15 protein-coding genes are annotated in these 17,882 nt (G+C 68.8%); 8 read left to right on the plus strand and 7 right to left on the minus strand.

The features are described from left to right. Positions 1 to 200: 200 nt before the first annotated feature. A complete protein-coding gene (locus CP976_RS35760) occupies positions 201 to 1,103 on the minus strand; it encodes a helix-turn-helix domain-containing protein (protein WP_150484040.1) in 903 nt (300 codons plus the stop codon). A 136-nt stretch (positions 1,104 to 1,239) separates the two neighbouring features. Here CP976_RS35760 and CP976_RS35765 point away from each other — a divergent pair, with 136 nt between their 5' ends. The 8 genes from CP976_RS35765 to CP976_RS35805 all read left to right on the plus strand — a co-directional run bounded on the left by CP976_RS35765 (position 1,240) and on the right by CP976_RS35805 (position 11,665). After that, positions 1,240 to 2,472, plus strand: a complete 1,233-nt coding sequence (locus tag CP976_RS35765) for an MFS transporter (RefSeq protein ID WP_150484041.1) — start codon at positions 1,240 to 1,242, stop codon at positions 2,470 to 2,472. Between the two features lie 94 nt (positions 2,473 to 2,566). Next, positions 2,567 to 3,589, plus strand: a complete 1,023-nt coding sequence (locus tag CP976_RS35770; protein ID WP_208838950.1) for a zinc-dependent alcohol dehydrogenase family protein — start codon at positions 2,567 to 2,569, stop codon at positions 3,587 to 3,589. Positions 3,590 to 3,859: 270 nt separating this feature from the next. After that, a complete protein-coding gene (locus CP976_RS35775) occupies positions 3,860 to 4,996 on the plus strand; it encodes an XdhC family protein (protein WP_150484042.1) in 1,137 nt (378 codons plus the stop codon). Between the two features lie 526 nt (positions 4,997 to 5,522). Further along, positions 5,523 to 6,167, plus strand: coding sequence for a (2Fe-2S)-binding protein (locus CP976_RS35780; protein WP_150484043.1), 645 nt, complete (start codon positions 5,523 to 5,525; stop codon positions 6,165 to 6,167). 12 nt (positions 6,168 to 6,179) lie between these two features. Further along, the gene (locus tag CP976_RS35785; RefSeq protein ID WP_150484044.1) at positions 6,180 to 7,160 is read left to right on the plus strand and encodes an FAD binding domain-containing protein; all 981 of its coding nucleotides are present in this window, start codon (positions 6,180 to 6,182) and stop codon (positions 7,158 to 7,160) included. Next, positions 7,157 to 9,352, plus strand: a complete 2,196-nt coding sequence (locus CP976_RS35790; protein ID WP_150484045.1) for a xanthine dehydrogenase family protein molybdopterin-binding subunit — start codon at positions 7,157 to 7,159, stop codon at positions 9,350 to 9,352. The genes CP976_RS35785 and CP976_RS35790 overlap by 4 nt, the downstream gene beginning before the upstream one ends. A 361-nt stretch (positions 9,353 to 9,713) precedes the next feature. Beyond that, positions 9,714 to 10,394 (plus strand): flavodoxin, encoded by a 681-nt coding sequence (locus CP976_RS35800; RefSeq protein WP_150484046.1) that lies wholly within the window; start codon positions 9,714 to 9,716, stop codon positions 10,392 to 10,394. Beyond that, entirely contained in the window at positions 10,394 to 11,665 is a 1,272-nt protein-coding gene (locus CP976_RS35805) for a ferric reductase-like transmembrane domain-containing protein (RefSeq protein WP_229876713.1), read from the plus strand. The genes CP976_RS35800 and CP976_RS35805 overlap by 1 nt, the downstream gene beginning before the upstream one ends. Before the next feature lie 17 nt (positions 11,666 to 11,682). On the opposite strand, the gene CP976_RS43100 is transcribed toward CP976_RS35805, so the two are convergent. From CP976_RS43100 to CP976_RS35830, 6 genes are all read right to left on the minus strand, one after another. Next, positions 11,683 to 11,835: a hypothetical protein gene (locus tag CP976_RS43100; protein ID WP_167537486.1), complete on the minus strand. Its 153-nt coding sequence runs from the start codon at positions 11,833 to 11,835 to the stop codon at positions 11,683 to 11,685. 239 nt (positions 11,836 to 12,074) lie between these two features. Continuing rightward, on the minus strand, positions 12,075 to 12,833 hold the full coding sequence (locus CP976_RS35810) for an SDR family NAD(P)-dependent oxidoreductase (RefSeq protein WP_150484047.1): 759 nt from the start codon (positions 12,831 to 12,833) through the stop codon (positions 12,075 to 12,077). Between the two features lie 261 nt (positions 12,834 to 13,094). Next, on the minus strand, positions 13,095 to 13,793 hold the full coding sequence (locus CP976_RS35815) for an SDR family oxidoreductase (RefSeq protein WP_150484048.1): 699 nt from the start codon (positions 13,791 to 13,793) through the stop codon (positions 13,095 to 13,097). 231 nt (positions 13,794 to 14,024) lie between these two features. Next, positions 14,025 to 14,774 carry an MFS transporter gene (locus CP976_RS35820; protein ID WP_150484049.1) on the minus strand — a complete coding sequence of 250 codons (750 nt, stop codon included), beginning with the start codon at positions 14,772 to 14,774 and terminating at the stop codon, positions 14,025 to 14,027. Positions 14,775 to 14,886: 112 nt separating this feature from the next. After that, positions 14,887 to 16,017, minus strand: a complete 1,131-nt coding sequence (locus tag CP976_RS35825; protein WP_150484050.1) for an alpha/beta hydrolase — start codon at positions 16,015 to 16,017, stop codon at positions 14,887 to 14,889. 754 nt (positions 16,018 to 16,771) lie between these two features. Next, positions 16,772 to 17,767, minus strand: a complete 996-nt coding sequence (locus CP976_RS35830; RefSeq protein WP_150484051.1) for an AraC family transcriptional regulator — start codon at positions 17,765 to 17,767, stop codon at positions 16,772 to 16,774. Positions 17,768 to 17,882 lie beyond the last annotated feature (115 nt).

Raw genomic sequence — 17,882 nt, forward strand, 5'->3', positions numbered from 1 at the left:
CCGATCGAGTGCCGCACCTGCGCCCTCTGTGCTGCGGCTTTCGAGTCGATCGCCAGGTTCAGCGAGCACAAGCTCGTTCGCCGTCTGCCCGCCGCCCTGCAGTCAGATCTGCTGACGGCCGACCCGCGACCGCAATCTCACGGCTGGCGGGCGTCATCATCTCCGAACTCCTGCACCGCAGCGGTTCCAGCTCGCCCGGCTCACGGCCGTCGGCGCAGCGAGCTGGCGGGTCCGGGGGTGGCCGTCCAGCTGGCGAGGAGTCTGAGTCGTTCTTCGTCGGGGGTGCCCGGCTGGGCGGTGTAGATGGTCAGGGAATGTGCCTCGTGAGCGGAGATGGGCAGGTCCAGTGGCTGGTAGGTGAGTTCCAGGGGGCCGGCGTCGGGGTGGTGGAAGTGTTTGACGCCGCCGTGGTGGATGCGCACGTTGTGGGCGGCCCACCGGGTGCGGAATTCGGTGCTGATGGTGGACAGCTCGCCGACGAGTTGGCGCAGTGCCTTGTCGTGGGGATAGCGGCCGGCTTCGGCGCGCAGCAGGGCGACGGTGGTGTTGGCTGCGCGGTCCCAGTCGTCGACGAAGTCGTGGGCGGTGTCGTCGAGGAAGTAGTACCGGGCGAAGTTGGGGAGGCCGCGCTCACTGCTGGTGCGACTGTCGAACATCGGCGCGAACAGGGCGCGGGCGAGTGCGTTGGTGGCCACGATGTCCAGGCGGCCGTTGCTGACGAAGGCCGCGGACAGTGTCATGGAGTCGAGCAGCCACTGGACGCGGGGTGGGACGTCGATGGCCTTGCGGCGGCGCCGGGGTGCGGGGCTGGGGTGGGCGGCTTTGGCGAGGTCGAACAGGTAGATGCGTTCGTCCTCGCTCAGCTGCAGGGTGCGGGCCACCGCGTCGAGGACATCCTCGGACACGCCGCTGATGTGGCCTTTCTCCAGCCGTGTGTACCACTCGGTGCTCACCCCGGCGAGGACGGCGACCTCCTCCCGGCGCAGCCCGGGCACGCGGCGCCGGCCGCTGGTGGGCAGGCCGACCTGTTCGGGCGTGAGCTGAGCGCGTCGGCGAGCGAGGAAGTCACGGATGTCGGCGCGGTTGTCGGAGCGGCTTTCCATGCTTCCCACGCTACGGCCCGCGATCGGGACAAGGGGGGTTGAGCTTGTGCCCCCTATAAACGCAGCCTCCCGCGAGGGCGGCAGGAGCGGTTTCGTGGCATGCGCACCTCGATCTCGATCGCTGCGGAGATGATGCATGACCACGCGAGGAGGAGCCCTCCACGCCCCTGCCGATGTAAGCGCCGGTGACCGCGGGCGTCCGCCTGCCCGGCTTCCGCTCGTCGTGTATGTGCTGGCGCTGGGCACGTTCCTGATGGGTACGACCGAGTTCGTGGTGGCGGGCCTGCTGCCGGAGATCGCGGGTGATGTGCAGGTCAGTGTGGCCCGGGCCGGGCTGCTGATCACGGTCTTCGCCATCGGGATGATCGTCGGCGCGCCGTTGATGGGGATGCTGACGCTGCGGTTGCCCCAGCGGCTGACGCTGATTCTCGCCCTGGGCGTTTTCGCGGCCGGACACGTCATCGTCGCGCTCGGCTCCAGCTTCACGCTGCTGCTGGGCGCCCGGTTCCTGACGGCGCTGGCGACCGGGGCGTTCTGGGCGGTGGCCAACGTGGTGGCCACCCGCGCTGCCGGCCCTGCCGCGAGTTCCCGCGCTCTGGGTGTCGTGGGCGCCGGCGCGATGCTCGCCAACGTCGTCGGTGTGCCGCTGGGTGCTTTCGCCGGACAGCTCATGGGCTGGCGGGGACCGTTCTGGGCCCTGGCCGTTTTCGGAGCGGCCGCCATGGCACTAATCGCTCGCCAGGTTCCGCACGACACCGACGGCGGCCAGACGATCTCCGTGCGCTCCGAGCTGTCCGCTCTGCGCTCGGGACGCCTGTGGCTGGCACTCGCGGCCTGCACGACCACCACCGGCGGCGTGCTGTCGACGTACACCTACATCTCACCGCTGCTGACCGACCGGGCGGGTCTGGCCGCCGGCCTCGTGCCGCTGGTGCTGGTCGGCTTCGGCGTCGGTGCCCTGGCAGGTTTCCTGGTGGGAGGCCGCCTGGGGGACCGTCGTCCGCACGCGACGACGATCGTGGCCCCCGCGGTGACCACGGCCCTGCTGCTGGCGATCTGCCTGCTGTCCACCCACGCCGTGCCCACGGTCGCACTGATCGCCCTGCTGGGACTCTTCGGGCTGGGCGCCAACCCGGTCCTCATTTCCCTGGGCGTGCGCTTCGCAGGGAAGGCGCCCACCCTGGGGTCAGCACTGACCGTGTCGGCGTTCAACCTCGGCACCGCCATCGGGTCCTGGATCGCCGGACTCGCCCTCGAATCCTCCTTGGGCACTACGGGCCCCGCCGTCATCGGCACCGTTATTGCCGCATTGACCCTGATCCCCACGATCGCCATCGCACTCATCCAGCGCCGTCGCTTGGCGACATGAGTCCCATCAACCCAGCAGGTCGCGGCACTGCCGTGCCTTCCGCAACACGAACCGGCGCCGTAGGCGCCAGCACAACAGAGCAAGGAGTACCACCATGCGTGGAGTAGTGATGTACACGGCCGGCGACGTCCGGGTGGAGGAGCGCGACGATCCGAAGATCGTCGAGCCGACCGACGCCATCGTGAAGCTGACCGCGACCTGTATCTGCGGCTCGGACCTGTGGCCGTATCGCGGCATCGAGCCCGCCGATCACCAGGTCATGGGGCACGAGTACGTCGGCGTCGTCGAGGAGGTCGGCTCCGAGGTCAAGAACGTCAAGGTCGGCGACTTCGTCGTCGGGTCGTTCGTCATCTCCGACAACACCTGCGAGATCTGCCAGGCCGGTTTCCAGTCCAAGTGCGTGCACGCCGAGTTCGTCGCGCAGACGATCGGCACCCAGGCCGAGAAGGCCCGCATTCCGCACGCCGACGGCACTCTCGTCGCCACTCCGGGACAGCCCGACCCCGAGCTGATCCCTTCCCTGCTGGCCGCCTCCGACGTGCTCGGCACCGGCTGGTACGCCGCCGTCGCCGCCGAGGCCGGGCCCGGCAAGACCGTCGCGGTCGTCGGCGACGGCGCGGTCGGACTGATGGCCGTCCTCGCAGCCAAGCAGCTGGGTGCGGAACGCATCATCGCGATGTCGCGTCACCCCGAGCGGCAGAAGCTGGCCCGCTACTACGGCGCCACCGACATCGTCGAAGAACGCGGCGAGGAGGGCGTCGCGAAGATCAAGGAACTCACGGGCGGCCTCGGCGCGCACTCGGTGGTCGAGGCGGTCGGCACCCAGGAGTCCTTCATGCAGGCCGTCGGCGCCACGCGCGGTGGTGGGCACCTGGGCTATGTGGGCGTCAACTACGACGTGAAGATCCCCGGGATCGAGCTGTTCTTCGCCGGTATCCACACCCTCGGCGGCCCGGCCCCCGTGCGCCGCTTCCTGCCGGACCTGATCCAGCTCATCTGGGACCGCAAGATCGACCCCGGGAAGGTCTTCGACCTCACCCTGCCGCTGGAGCAGGCCCCCGAGGGCTACAAGGCGATGGACGAGCGGCGCGCCACCAAGGTGATCCTCACCTTCTGACCCGCATTTCGCGTCCTTGTCCGCTCCTCCACACCATCGCAGCAGACAGCGCCGGCCGAGGAACTCGTCTCCTCAGCCGCTCTGTCACCCCCATCGCGTGCCGACGTGTTGCTCTGACCCCGGAGCCGTCAAGGACCGTCCAGGCCGGCCTGGCCGCCGCCCCCCCGTCCGGCTGCCGGGCCATCCAGGGCCGCCGCCGCTTCCCACTCCCCGGAGGGTGCGGCGGCGGCCCGCCCCACCACACGAAGAAGCACACGCCGGAGGCAGTCCATGCTCAACATCGCAGACGTACTGCACCGCTGGTGCCGCACAGCCCGCCCCTTCGCCCTGGCCACCGTCGTCGACGTCACCGGCAGTGCACCCCTGCCCATCGGTACGTCGGTCGCGGTGGACGAGGACGGCACCGCGGTCGGCAGCATCTCCGGCGGCTGCGTCGAGGGCGCGGTGTACGAGCTGTGCCAACAGGTGCTCCACGACCGGGGCGCCCCACAACGCGCCTGGTTCGGCTACTCCGACGACGACGCCTTCGCCGTCGGCCTGACCTGCGGCGGCGAACTCAATGTCCTCGTCCAGCGGATCGACCCCACACGGCAGCCCCACCTGACCGCCGCCTTTGCCGAGGTCGCCGAGGGCCGACCGGCCGCGGTGGCACAGATCGTGGACGGCCCTGACCGCCTCCTCGGTGCGACTGTGAGCATCCTCGGTGACGACCGCGTCGCCCACGGGACCATGGACAGCGGACCGACGTACCGGGCCGTGGCGGACCAGGCGCGTGCCCTGATGCGAATGGGGCGCACCGGAAGCGCGGCGGCCGGCGGTGGGGGAGACGACTGTCCCGGCCCGCTATCCGTGCTGGTGCACGTCCACGCCGCCCGCCCGCGCATGCTGATCTTCGGAGCGGTCGACTTCGCCGCCGCCCTCAGCCAGGCCGGGGCCTTCCTCGGCTACCGGGTCACCGTGTGCGACGCCCGGCCCGTCTTCGCCACCGCGGCCCGCTTCCCGCACGCGGACGAGGTCGTGACCGACTGGCCTCACCGCTATCTGGAACGCACCGAGGTGGACGAACGCACCGCCATCTGTGTCCTCACCCACGACGCCAAGTTCGACATCCCTCTGCTACGCCTGGCGCTCGGCACTTCTGCCGCCTACATCGGCGCGATGGGCTCGCGGCGCACCCACCACAAGCGCCTGCACCTGCTGAGGCAGGCCGGCCTGGCCGAGGACCAACTGGCCCGGCTGCGATCCCCCATCGGTCTCGACCTGGGCGCCCGCACTCCGCAGGAGACCGCCGTCTCCATCACAGCGGAGATCATCGCCCACACCAATCGGGGCACCGGGCTGCCTCTGTCGGTGACCAGCGGCCCGATCCACCGGCCGGCCGTGAGAGAACGAGCTGCCATGAAGTGAGCCGGGCGTTGAGTGCTTGCCGAGGCGGCGCTCCACGCGACGGAAGTAGTGGGTCGCACCGGACAGCTACCTCGCGGGTCACGTGTATGGCAACACCGTCCTGAACGAGGTGACTTGTCGGCTGTCCGTGGCGCTCGACCGGCCAGCGACGGCCGCACGCCACGGCGACTACTACTTCCTCCGCTTCGAAGCCGCCGGCATTGGGCACGAGTGGCACCGCGACTTCACCCGCAACGTCGGCCGCGTCGCACCCGGTACGCCAGTACGCGTGCCATCTCCGAGTGGTTGTCGGCTTGGCCGCCGGGGTCACGGCTTCATAGCCCCAGACGGTAGTCGTGAGCCTGCTCAGGAGGGGGGTTGAGTTTGTGCCCCCTATAGACACGACCTTCCTCATGCGCGGCTGAGCCGGTTTCCTGAAGCACCGCAGCTCAAATCACGTCCCGTATCCCGTACTGCACGACTTCCCGCTTGACCTGCCGCGGCGCCCTGTGCGCGGCTGATCCGTCCGTGATGTGAAGGCGTACGTATGTCCACTGAACTCCCTCAGTCCTCCGTTCCTCCCCCCACCGGAGTCGACGAGCCCTCCTCGGCCCCCACCCGGCGTACCTTCATCGCCACCACCACCGCGGTCGGTGCCGTCGTTGCGGGCGGTGTGATCGGAGGCACTCTGCTCGTCGACGACGAGGTGGCCGCCGCCGGGGCCCCACCTGAGAGTCGCGTCTCCCTTACGGTCAACGGCACCCGGCGGACCGTGACCGTGGACAACCGCACCTCGCTGCTGGATCTACTGCGCGAACAGTTCGGCCTGACCGGCTCGAAGAAGGGGTGCAACGCCGGAGCTTGTGGGGCGTGCACGGTTTTCGTCGACGGGCGTCGGGTGAACTCCTGTCTGACGCTGGCGGTGCGGTTGGAGGGCGCCGAGGTCACCACGATCGAGGGCCTGGCCGAGGGCGACGAACTGCACCCGCTCCAGCAGGCGTTCGTCGACGAGGACGCCTTCCAGTGCGGCTATTGCACGCCCGGACAGATCATGTCCGGGGTGGGCTGCATCCAGGAGGGCCACACCGGCTCGCCGGAGGAGATCCGCGAGTGGATGAGCGGCAACATCTGCCGCTGCGGCTGCTACGTGAAGATCGTGCGCGCAGTCGAGCAGACCGCCGCCAGGAAGTAAGGAGCCGCTGACATGCATCCCTTCTCCCTCACGAAGGCCGCGAACACCCGCGAGGCCCTCAACGCGGGCCGCAAAGGCGGCCGTTACATTGCCGGCGGCACCACCCTCGTCGACCTGATGCGCGAGACCGTCGAGCGGCCCGAAACCCTGGTCGACATCAGCGACCTGCCACTGCGCGAGGTCAGCGTCACCGAGCGCGGAGGCTTGCGCATCGGCGCCCTGGTGAGCATGGCCGAGAGCGCCGCCCACCCCAAAGTGCGCTCCCTCTTTCCCGTCGTCTCCGAGGCACTGGAGCTGAGCGCGTCGGCCCAGCTGCGGAACATGGCGACCATCGGCGGCAACATCATGCAGCGCACCCGCTGCACGTACTTCCGGGACGTGACCGCCGACTGCAACAAGCGTGAGCCCGGCTCGGGCTGTGCAGCGTTGCATGGCTTCAACCGCATGCACGCGATCCTGGGCGCCTCCGACGTGTGTGTGGCCACGCACCCGTCCGACGTGGCGGTGGCCTTCGCGGCGCTGGAGGCGACCGTGCACCTGCTGGGCCCGGACGGGGAGCGCACCGTGCCTTTCGCCGACTTCCTGCTGCGGCCCGGCAACACCCCCAACCGTGAACAGGCCCTGCGTAAGGGTGAGTTGATCACGGCAGTGGAGATCCCCGCCCTGCCGCGCCCGTTGAAGTCCGGTTACCTGAAGGTGCGTGACCGGCAGTCGTACGAGTTCGCCCTCACCTCCGCCGCCGTGGCGCTGCACATCCGCAGCGGGGTGATCCGGGAGGCGAAGGTCGCCGCCGGGGGCGTGGGCACGGTGCCGTGGAAGCTGCCCGCCGTCGAGAAGCACCTGGTCGGTGAGCGTCCCTCGGAGTCGTTGTGGGCAGCCGCCGCCGAGCGAGCCGCCGACGGGGCACGTCCCCTTGACCACAACCGGTTCAAGGTCGCGCTGCTCAAGCGGACCGTCGAACGTCAGCTGCGCATCGTAGGAGGTACCAAGTGAGCCCCCAGCCCCAGGCAGCCGTGGGTGTGCCGCTGTCCCGGGTGGACGGGCGGCTGAAGGTCACCGGCAAGGCGCGGTACGCCGCCGAGTTCGACGTCGACGGGGTGGTGCACGCGGTCATCGTCGACGCGAGCATCGGACGCGGCCGTATCACCGGCGTCGACACGCGTGATGCCGAAGCCCATCCGGGCGTGCTGCGCGTGATCCACCACGGCAACGCGCCGAAGCTGCCGTACCGCGACAATCCCGGTTCGAACAACCTTCCCGGCCGCAGACTGCGGGTCTTCCAGGACGACAAGGTCCTCTTCCACGGCCAGCCGGTCGCCGTCGTGGTGGCCACCACGCTGGAGGCCGCGCAGCACGGCGCGAGCCTGGTGAAGGTCCGCTATGAAGCCGAGCAGCCCTCGACCGACCTGGCCGAGGCCAAGGCGGGCGAGCCGACCGAGTACGCGCGCGGTGACGCCGAAGCCGGCCTGCGCGACTCGGCGGTGCGGATGGACCTGACCTACCGCATGGCACGCAACCACCACAACCCGATGGAGACCCACGCCACCATCGCCCGCTGGGACGGGAACAAGCTCACCGTATGGGACAAGACCCAGTGGGTGGTGGGCACCCAGACGGAACTCTCCACGGTGTTCGATGTGCCGCTGGACTCCGTGCGGGTCATCAACCCCTTCGTCGGCGGCGCCTTCGGCAGCGGACTGCGCTGCTGGCCGCACACGGTCGTCGCCGCGCTGGCCGCCCGCGAGATGAAACGTCCGGTCAAGGTGGTCCTGACCCGCAAACAGATGTACTTCGGCACCGGCTTCAGGCCCAGGTACGAGTACCGGCTGAGCCTGGGCAGCGACCGGCGGGGCCGTCTGAAGGCCACGGTCCACGAGATAGACGCGGAGACGTCGTCGTACGAGACGTTCGAAGAGGCCATCATGCTCGCCGGCCAGATGTTCTACAGCACACCGAACGTCAGCCAGGCGTACCGCAAGGTGCCCCTGGATGTGAACAGCCCGATCTGGATGCGCGGTCCGGGCTTCGCGAACGCCTCCTTCGCCATCGAGTCGGCCATGGACGAACTCGCGCACCGCCTCCGCGTCGACCCGATCGAACTGCGCCTGCGCAACGAACCGGCCGAGGACGAGTCGAACAACCTGCCCTGGTCCACCCGCCGGCTGCGCGAGTGCTACACCGTCGGCGCCCGGGAGTTCGGCTGGCACCGGCACAACCCGAAACCCCGCGCGAGGCGTGACGGCGACTGGCTGGTCGGTCTGGGCATGGCCGCGGCCGTGTACGACCCCAACAACATGGAGGCGCACGCACGGGCCCGCCTGAACGCGGACGGCACCGCGGTGGTCGAGGCCGCCGCCAGCGACATGGGCCCGGGTACCTACACCTCCCAGACCCAGGTCGCCGCCGACGCCCTCGGGCTGACCATGCGCGCGGTGACCTTCCGGCTCGGCGACTCCCTGTATCCGCAGACCCCGCCGCACGGCGGCTCCATGACCATGATGTGCGTCGGCTCCGCCAACCTCGACGCCTGCAACAAGATCCGCCGACAAGCGATCAAACTGGCCGTCGAGGACGAGGCATCACCCCTGTACGGCGCCAAGGCCGAGGACATCGTCGTGCGCAGCGGGCGCCTGCACGTGCAGGGCAACCCGGCCCGCGGCGAGACCTACCAGCGGCTGCTGACCCGCAACAACCTCACCCACCTCGAAGCCGACGGCTCGTGGTCCGGGCCACAGGATCCCGAGCGGCACTCGTATTACTCCTACGGCGCGGTCTTCACCGAGGTCGGAGTGGACGCGGCGCTGGGCCTGGTGCGGGTGCGGCGGATGCTCGGCGTGTACGACTGCGGCCGCATCGTCAGCCCCAAGCTTGCCGACAGCCAGGCACTGGGCGGCATGGTCGGCGGCATCGGCCAGGCGCTCCTTGAGCACACGGTCACCGACCACCGTGACGGCCGGATCGTCAACGCCGACCTTGCCGGCTACCTGGTCCCGGTCAACGCCGACATCCCCGAGATCAAAGCGATCTACCTGGAGGGCGAGGACATGCAGGCCGACCCGCTCGGCGTCAAGGGAGTCGGAGAGATCGTCCAGGTCGGGGTAGCGTCCGCCATCGCCAACGCCGTCTTCAACGCCACCGGCCGACGAATCCGCGAACTGCCCATCACCGCCGAGGCGTTGCTCTGAACCGGAGCGCCCCGGGCCACTGAGGAGCGGCCCGGTCGCCCGGGGCGCTCCATGCTCGTCCGGCAGTCGGTCCCCCGTCCGGCTGTCGGACTTCCTCGGGGGGCTGCCGTCGCGTACCCGCCTCGTCGGGCGCGGCGGCGGCCCGCCTGTCGCTCCGATCCCCTCGACCCACACGGAGAAATCCACCCATGCTGAACATCGCGGAGGCGCAGAACCGTTGGTGCCGCGAAGCTCGTCCCACCGCGCTGGCCACCGTCGCCTGCGTCTGCGGCTCGAACCTCTGGCCCAACCGCGGCGTCGAGGTGATCGACGGCCCCACCCCATGGGACCCAGTACGTCGGTGTCGTCGAGGGGGTCGGCCATGAATCCGCACGGCGTCAGCCGCCGCAAACTGCTGGGACTGATCACCGCCGGCTCCGCTGCCGCAGCGGGGCTCCTGGCCGTGAACTGGCAGAACGCGTCCGGACCCGGCTGGCCGGGCATCTCCCCGGTCAACGCCGGGGGCACACCACCAAGGCGGGGCGACAAGACCCTGGTCGTCTTCTACTCCAAGACCGGCAGGAACTTCCCCGACCTCAACCTCGAAGTCGGCAACACCGCCCAGGTCGCCGGATTCATCCACGACCGGGTCGGCGGGGACAGATACGAGGTCGTCCCGGCCGAGCCGTACCCGGCCGACTACGACGAGACCGACAGGATGGCGCAACGGGAGGCGAGTGAGCGCCTCTACCGTCCCATCAAGCCCGGCACACCCGACACCGACCAATACGGCACAGTCTTCCTCGGCTTCCCGGTCTGGTGGGGCGAACAGCCGATGGCGATGCAGACCTTCATGCGGGATCACAATCTGAACGGCGCCAGGATCGTGCCCTTCGTCACCCACGAAGGCTCGCAGTTCGGCAACTCACTCGAAATTCTCGAGCGCTACTACCCCCAGGCAGACGTCCTGGACGGCTATGCCCGGCAGGGCCAGCAGGTCTACCGCGATCCTGACGGCACCCGGACCCAGGTCAACTCCTGGCTGGAAGGACTGGGGTTCTGATGGCCAGGACGCTACTGCTGTGGGGCCTTGCCGCGGTGTTCCCGCTGCCCCTCGTGCTCACGCTGAACGCCCAGCTCACGGACGTGACGAGCATGCGGCTCTACATATCCCTGGGGCTGGTCGCGTACTGCTGGTGGCTGCTGGCGATCCTGCTCAGTGTGCGCCCGTCCTGGCTGGACCGGGCCGTAGGGCTGCGGCACATCTACGCGCTGCACGGTGTGCTCGGCATCCTCGCCCTCATCCCGGCATATCTGCACCGCGAAAACACTTTCGCCCCGAGCACCTGGGCCAGGGACCTCGGTGACTGGGCGTTCTGGGCGGCGTTCGCGGTGCTGTGCTATTCGCTCCTGTTCATGAGCGGATGGCTGACCGACAGGTCGCCTCTCCTGCTGAAGGTGAAGAGCCGGCTCGAACTTGTCTTCCGGCACCAGATCTCGGTCTGGATACATCGGCTCAACCTGGCCGCCGTCCTCCTGATCTGGCTGCACGTCCACCTGATCGACCGGGTGGCCCAGCACTTCGCGTTCATGGTCCTCTTCGACTTTTGCACGGTGGCGGTGCTCGGTATCTACGTCTGGAAGAAGTGGGTCGCACCAGACAGCTATCTCACGGGAAGAGTGCAGGACAACGTCGCACTGAACCGGGCGACCCGCAGGCTGGCGGTCACACTCGACCGTACGTCGACGACGTCACGGCCCGGTGACTTCTACTTCCTCCGGTTCGAGGACGCGGGCATCGGCCGGGAATGGCACCCCTTCTCCGCGACCGACGACCGTCACGACACCCTGACGTTCACGATCCGGCAGACTGGCGACTACACCCGCAAGGCCGGCGGCGTCGCGCCCGGAACACCAGTACGCCTGGAAGGGCCGTTCGGACAGTTCGACCAGACTGTCCGGCAACACCCTGCGGGTGCACCGCTCGTGCTCGTGGGCATGGGCGCAGGTGTCGCACCGCTGCTAGGTCTGATCTCAGCCCATCGCGGGGATCGGCGCATCCACCTGCTCTGGTCGGTCCGCCGTCCCGAGGACGCCTACTACGGCACCCTTCTGAAGGAGTACGAAAACCTCAGCGGCGGTCGCCTCACCGTCACTGTCCGGACCGGGCGGTTCACCCGAGACGATCTGGCGCATGCCCTGTCCGAGGAGGAGGTCGCGCGTGGGGCGTTCTTCGTCGTCGGGCCCAACCCGGCCGTGCTGGCCACCCAACGCACGCTGCGCCGCATCGGGGTATCAAGAGGCCGCACCCACCACGAGCGACTCACGATGTAGTTCCGGCTCATGCCAACTCAGCGGCCACCATGGATAGTTCGCTGGTTGACGCCGATGATCCGGTCCCCGTTCTCGTCGCTGGTCTCCAGCACGTCGGCGGCGAGGCCGATGCCCGCGACGTTGGCAAGCACTGCCGGAGGGCCGACCGCCAGCGCGATCTGCCGGGCCACGTCGCCCAGAGAGCGGGCGTTCCTCAGATCGGCGCGGAAGACGGTGGCCTTGGCTCCGGTGTCGGACGGCCGTGTGGCGGTGTCGGCCAGGCCGGGTTCGTCGACGTCGATGAGGACCAGAGGCCGCTGTTGGCGTCGGCGGCACCGCGGTGCGGCCGCTCTGGTCGGGATGCGGCTCGCGTTCAGCCTGTCGTGGCGGAGTTTTGCCAGGGCAGGGGGCCGCAGACACCTACGAGTCGTCAGGCCGAGGATCCGCTGTCGATGACCAGGTCGGCGCCTACTACCGCGCCGGCCACAGGCGAGGCGAGGTAGAGCACCGCGGCCGCCACTTCTTCGGCCTCCGCGACCCGGCCGAGCGGGTTGCCTGTCTTAACCCGCTCGGCACGGTCGGCCTCGGTCTCGCCGGGCAGCAGCGACATGGGAGCGGCGGAGGCGCCGGGGCTGACCGCGTTGATGCGGATGCCCTGGTGGATGTGGTCGAGAGCGGCGGCGCGGGTCAGCGCGGAGACCGCTGCCTTGGAGGTGATGTACGCGGCGCCGTTCGGGATCCGCAGGTGGGCGCCCAGGATCGAGGAGATGTTGACGATGGCGCCGCCGCCGTTCTCCTTCATGTGGGCGATCTCGTGCTTCATGGCCAGCCAGACGCCGGTGACATTGGTCCGCAGCACCGCTTCCCAGTCCTCCTCGCTGACCTCGCCGACGGGTACGGTGCCGCGGAGTATCCCGGCGTTGTTGACCGCGATGTCCAGTCCACCGAAGCGGGTGACGCTCTCGCGTACGAGGTTCTGGAGCTGGCCGGAGTCGGTGACATCGGCGGTGACGGCGGCGGCCTTGCCGTGCGCGGCCTCGATGAGGCCGACCGTCTCGTCCAGGGACGCCGCGGTGCGTCCCGCGGCGACCACGGATGCGCCCTCGGCGGCGAAGGCGAGCGCGATCGCGCGGCCGAGGCCGGAGCCTGCGCCGGTGACGAGGACGGTCTTGCCGGTGAAGCGGTTCATTTCGGTGATTCCCTTGAGTGATGGACTACTTGGTGCGGTGTCTCATTGGTGCGGTGTTTCAGGAGAGGGGCCGTGGCGGCGAGGGCTGCCAGGGGGCGAGGCGTCGCTGGGGAGCGTGGGCAGGACGGCGAAGAGGACGGTTGGGAAATTTTGTAGCGGTGTCACCACGCCGCGAGCCCGGCCTGCTTTGAGTGCACGCCCTCGGTCTGTGCCGTTGGTTCTGGTGCTCAGTGGAGTGGGTGGATTCCTGGCCGCTGGTTTTCAGGGAAGCTGGGGGTAGAGCGTCGAGACGCCCCCCGACAGTGCGGCCTGTGCCTGGTGGGCGGCGTCGTCCGCGAGGATCTCGTAGGCGCCGGCGGCGATGCCGTCGATGGCGATGCGGGCGATGTCGGCGGGGTCGGACTTGGGCGCGTCGACGGCCCGGGCCATGTCGGTGTCCATGTAGCCGACGTGCAGGCCGGCGACGCGGATGCCCTGGTCGGCGAGTTGGAGGCGCAGGGTGTTGGTGAGTGACCACTGTGCGGACTTGGCGGCGCAGTAGGCGCCGGCCTCTGGGAAGCTGAACCAGGACAGGCCCGAGAGGATGTTCAGGATCGCGCCACCGCCGCTTGCTGCGATCTGGGGTGCGAAGGCCCGGACCACCGAGAGAGTGCCGAAGTAGTGGGTGTCCATCTCCAGGCGGATGTCGTTCAGGCCGGCGGCCAGTAGATCGGCCCCGGTGGAGGACCCTGCGTTGTTGATCAGGACGGTCACGTCGCCGGTGGCTTGGGCGGCGGCCGCGACGGAGGCGGGGTCGGTGATGTCGATCGCGATTGGCTTGGCGCCGGGCAGGTCGACTTGGTCGGGGTTGCGGGCGCCGGCGTAGACCGTGGCGCCGCGGCTGAGCAACTCGGTGGCGAGGGCCCGGCCCAGGCCCCGGTTGGCTCCGGTGACGAGGGCGGTGCTGGTGGAGAGGTCCATGAAAAGCTCCTCGCGATGTGGGAAGGGCGCTGTGGCGGCGCATGGGCTGCGCCTGCTGATGGGCTCCCTCGAGCAATTAAATTACGATCATAATTCTATAGACCCGGTGACCGCAAGACAAGGAGGCGGCCCGCGCCCTCGTCGTGTCGGGCTTCGAGGTGATCGGAACCGCTCGTAACACCGCGCGAGTCACCGCGCTCCCGTGACGTGCAATGTCGGTTGCGGTTCGTGTTAGAGCACCAGTGCGGAGGCGAGCGCGGGGCCGATCGCGCCGCCGAGGAGGTAGAGCAGGGTGAACAGCCCGATCGCTGTCGGCTTGTCCTGTTCGGGCATGGAGGCTGTGGCCGCGATGACCTGGGTGGCGTTGGCCGAGGTCGCGGCGAACAGCGCCAGGAAGATCCCGGCCAGTAGGAGAACCGGCGCACTCGCGAGGACCGCGGCGAGTACGGCGGCGGTCCCGGCTGCGACGAGGGCGATCCGTACGTTCGTGCGGGAGAGGCGGGCGGCGATGGAGGTGAATCCGAGGGTGGTGAGCGAGGCCAGGACCATCGCCATGAGCTGTCCGGTGGCGGCGGTGTCTTTGGTCCAGTGGGCGCGGGTGATGAGCAGCTGGGGGATAACGAACAGCAGGGTGAAGTACCCCGCGGAGAGAGCGAGTGTCAGGCAGGTGGCGGTCTGGAACCGCGTGGACCGGATTGTCGTCATCGGCACATAGCCGTCGGGGCGGCGGCGCGTATGGATGATGAGCACGGTGATCGAGATGGCCGTTGCTGTCAGGGCCGGCAGCGGGTTCGAGGCGACCATCACGACGCTTCCGGAGAGCACCCACTGTGCGGACTTGGCGGCGCAGTAGGCGCCGGCCTCCGGGAAGCTGACCCATGACAGGCCGGACAGGATGTTCAGGATCGCGCCACCGCCGCCCGCCACGATCTGGGGTGCGAAGGCCCGGACCACCGAGAGGGATCCCGCGACCGCTTCCACCCGGGCCGGTCGATGGGCAGGGGCCCTGTATCCGTTTCCGAGGGGCCGCTTCCGTCATGGGGGCTCATCCGACAGGCCGGTGGTGGTACCGGCCTGTCGGGGGCGCTTTCGGTCAGGCGAGGTTCTTGGTGAAGAACTCGTCGAACCTGTCGAAGGGGATGAGGTCTTTGCGGTCGTACAGGTCGACGTGGTCCGCGCCTGGGACGATTACGAGGTCGATGCTGTCGGGTGCCTTGGCCTGGATGTCCTCGGAGTAATAACGGGAGTGCGCCTCGGCGCCTGCCACCAGGAGGGCCTTGCGGGGTGCCAGCATGTCGAGGTTCGTCGCCAGCTGGAAAGCGAAGAATGACATCGGCGTGGTGCCGGTGAATGCGGTGGTGGAGTTGATCGAGCGCGGGTGGTAGCCGCGCTCGGTGCGGTAGTAGTCGAAGAAGATCGCCGTGATCGGGTCGGCGTCTGCCGGGAGGGTCTCGGGAAGGACGCGGTTTGTGGGGGCGACGTTGCCGTGGTCGTCGAAGGGGACCTCGTGTGAGAGTCGCGCGTAGGTGCCGTTCTCGGCGTCGATCCAGCGCTGCCGGCTGAGGTGGTCCACGACCTTCTGGCGCTGCTCACGTGTGTAGTAGTCCTTGTGGCCGCGGGACATGCTGCGCGACATGTCGTACATCGAGGCCGTGGCGACCGCCTTGATACGGCTGTCTGCAGCCGCCGCGGTGAGCGCCATAGCACTCAAGCCGCAGACGGCCTGCGCGCCGATCCGCTTGCGGTCGACGATCTTCTGCAGGCCGAGGAAGTCGACGGCGGCGCTGTAGTCCTCGGTGTAGATGTCTGGCGAGGCCACGTCGCGCACCGTGCCGCCGCTCTCCCCGGAGAAGGAGGGGTCGAAGGCAAGGGCGACGTAGCCGCGACGGGCGAACTCGTTGGCGTAGAGCCCCGAGGACTGTTCCTTGACCGCGCCGATCGGGCCGCTGACCACCAGGGCGGGCAGCTTGCCCCTGGCGTTCTTCGGCACGTAGAGGTCCGCAGCGACCTCGATGCCGTAGCGGTTCTTGAACCGCACGGAGGACCGCTTGACGTTCTTGTCCAGCGCGAAGGTGTAGCCGCCCTTGTCCGTGGCCTTGCCCTGTCCTGTAGCGCCCGCGGCGCGGCTCGTCTCCGCACCGAAGGAGGGCACAGCCGCGACGGAGGCGGCGGCGGTGGCGGCGCCGGTAGAGGCGATCAGTCCGAGCGCTTTACGACGTTCCATGGAGGCGACCTCATACTCGATCGGTGGAGGAAAGGGCGCAACGGTCGGTGATCTCGTGACCGAGGCGCGATTTCAGGAAACCGCTTCTGCGCCAGGCGTGGCAGGTCGCATTTATAGGGGGTACAAGCTCGACCCCCCACCCCGCGGGGCGTGTGTCGTAGCGAGGAAGGCGCAGCACACCGACGCCTCGGCCAGGCCGCCACCATGTCCGAGAGCGGCCCAATTGGTGCAGGCGCCTCGGGCGGACGGCGTCCTTACTGGAGGAGTACCGAACCGGGCGCGGACGAGCGCTGAGCGACAACGAACCGCGACTGCTTCCACGAGGCCCAGTGGCGACGATGCATCGCCGCAAAATCTTGCCACGGCCTGGCCCGCGCCATCTGCCACGGTGGCCGGGGGCGTCCACCGGCAAGATCCTGAAGCGTGAACTCGCCTGACGGCGACGCCAGTTGTGTCCGACGTGTGTTCCCTTCGGGTTCTCCTTGCGGGCGGCCCGGAAGGAGGTGTGCACCGAGAACCATGGTCTTGACTCTGGGGCCGCGGCCGCGCGCCAGAACGGGCCCGCCCCCGGGGCCGACCGGCTTGCCCTCTACAGGGCCGTTGCGCGCCTGGCGGAGGAACGCAGCGCATTCGTAGGAACATCAGCAGGCTCGCGGCGTGCCGTAAACAGTAGTTGATCAGTGCCAGGCACTCAGTGAAAGCCCCACACACACGAGTGGATCATCCCGTGCGGTCCTTCGACGGATCTGGTTGATCAGGCGCTTCGACGTCGCGCACGCAGTTGCCGGGGGGATTCGCCGTACCACCGTCGGCAGGCCCGCGTGTAACTGCTGGTCTCCGAGTAGCCGAGCATGGTCGCGATCCGGGAGATCTGCATGCCGGTGGCGGAGAGGTCCCAGGCCATGTCGCGCCGCACGTCGTCGAGGATCTCCTCGAAGGACGTGCCCGACTCGGCGAGCCTGCGCTGGAGCACCCGCGGGTGCAGGGACATGGCCCTCGCGACCGCGACCAAGTCGGCGTGGTTGACGACCAGAAGCCGCTGAGTCACACCGCGCACGTGATCGGCGACTGCCAGGTCGGGCCGCATGCCGGCGAGGTAGTTCTCGGCCAGGGCCAGTGCTGCCGCGTCCCGGCCGCGGATCGACTGGGTCAACGCGTAAGGGGGCAGGTGAATGGAGTTCACCTCCCGCTCGAACTCGACGGGAGATCCGAACATCTCGCGATAGCTCGCCATGGGCGCTATACGGCGGTGCTGCAGTGTGACCCGGAGCGGAACGAAGCTCTCCCCGAGCATCAGCCGGAACGCGTCCATCGCGATACCGAGGCCCTTCTCGATCATCTGGTCGCGATGAGCGAGTCGTCGCAGGTTCGTCGAGAACGTGAAAATCGCCGCGTCCGGTTCGCGGATCAACTCGGTGGAGTCGGGAGGCGCGAGGTGATGCAGGCAGCGCGAGACCCCGTCGATGGCCGCCTCCACAGTTTCCGCGTTGCGGATGATGACCGCGACGGGACCCAGCAGTTGGATGCCCTGCCTACGGGCCAGGCGCATCCCGAAATCGGGGCAGCCGAGTTCCTGGGCCGCGTCCCCGATCACGGCGGCAACCGAGGAGTACGGGAGGAACGTGTCGTAGTCACCGGCGGCCCTGGGGTCGACGCCATGCGCGCGCATCAGGGCGTCGGGGTCGCCGCCGAGACTGGACACCAGATCGGCGACGTTGAGGAGCGCGAGACCACGGATCAGGTCGGCCACAGTCGCCAAGTGTCAACTAATAGTCGCATCAAGACAAGTTCTGGAGTCTTGCTCGGTGCCAGCATCCTCATCGACGTCACCTCGTCAGCGTGACGATCTCCGGCTTCGAGGAAGC

Source organism: Streptomyces coeruleorubidus (assembly GCF_008705135.1).
Lineage (GTDB): Bacteria > Actinomycetota > Actinomycetes > Streptomycetales > Streptomycetaceae > Streptomyces > Streptomyces coeruleofuscus.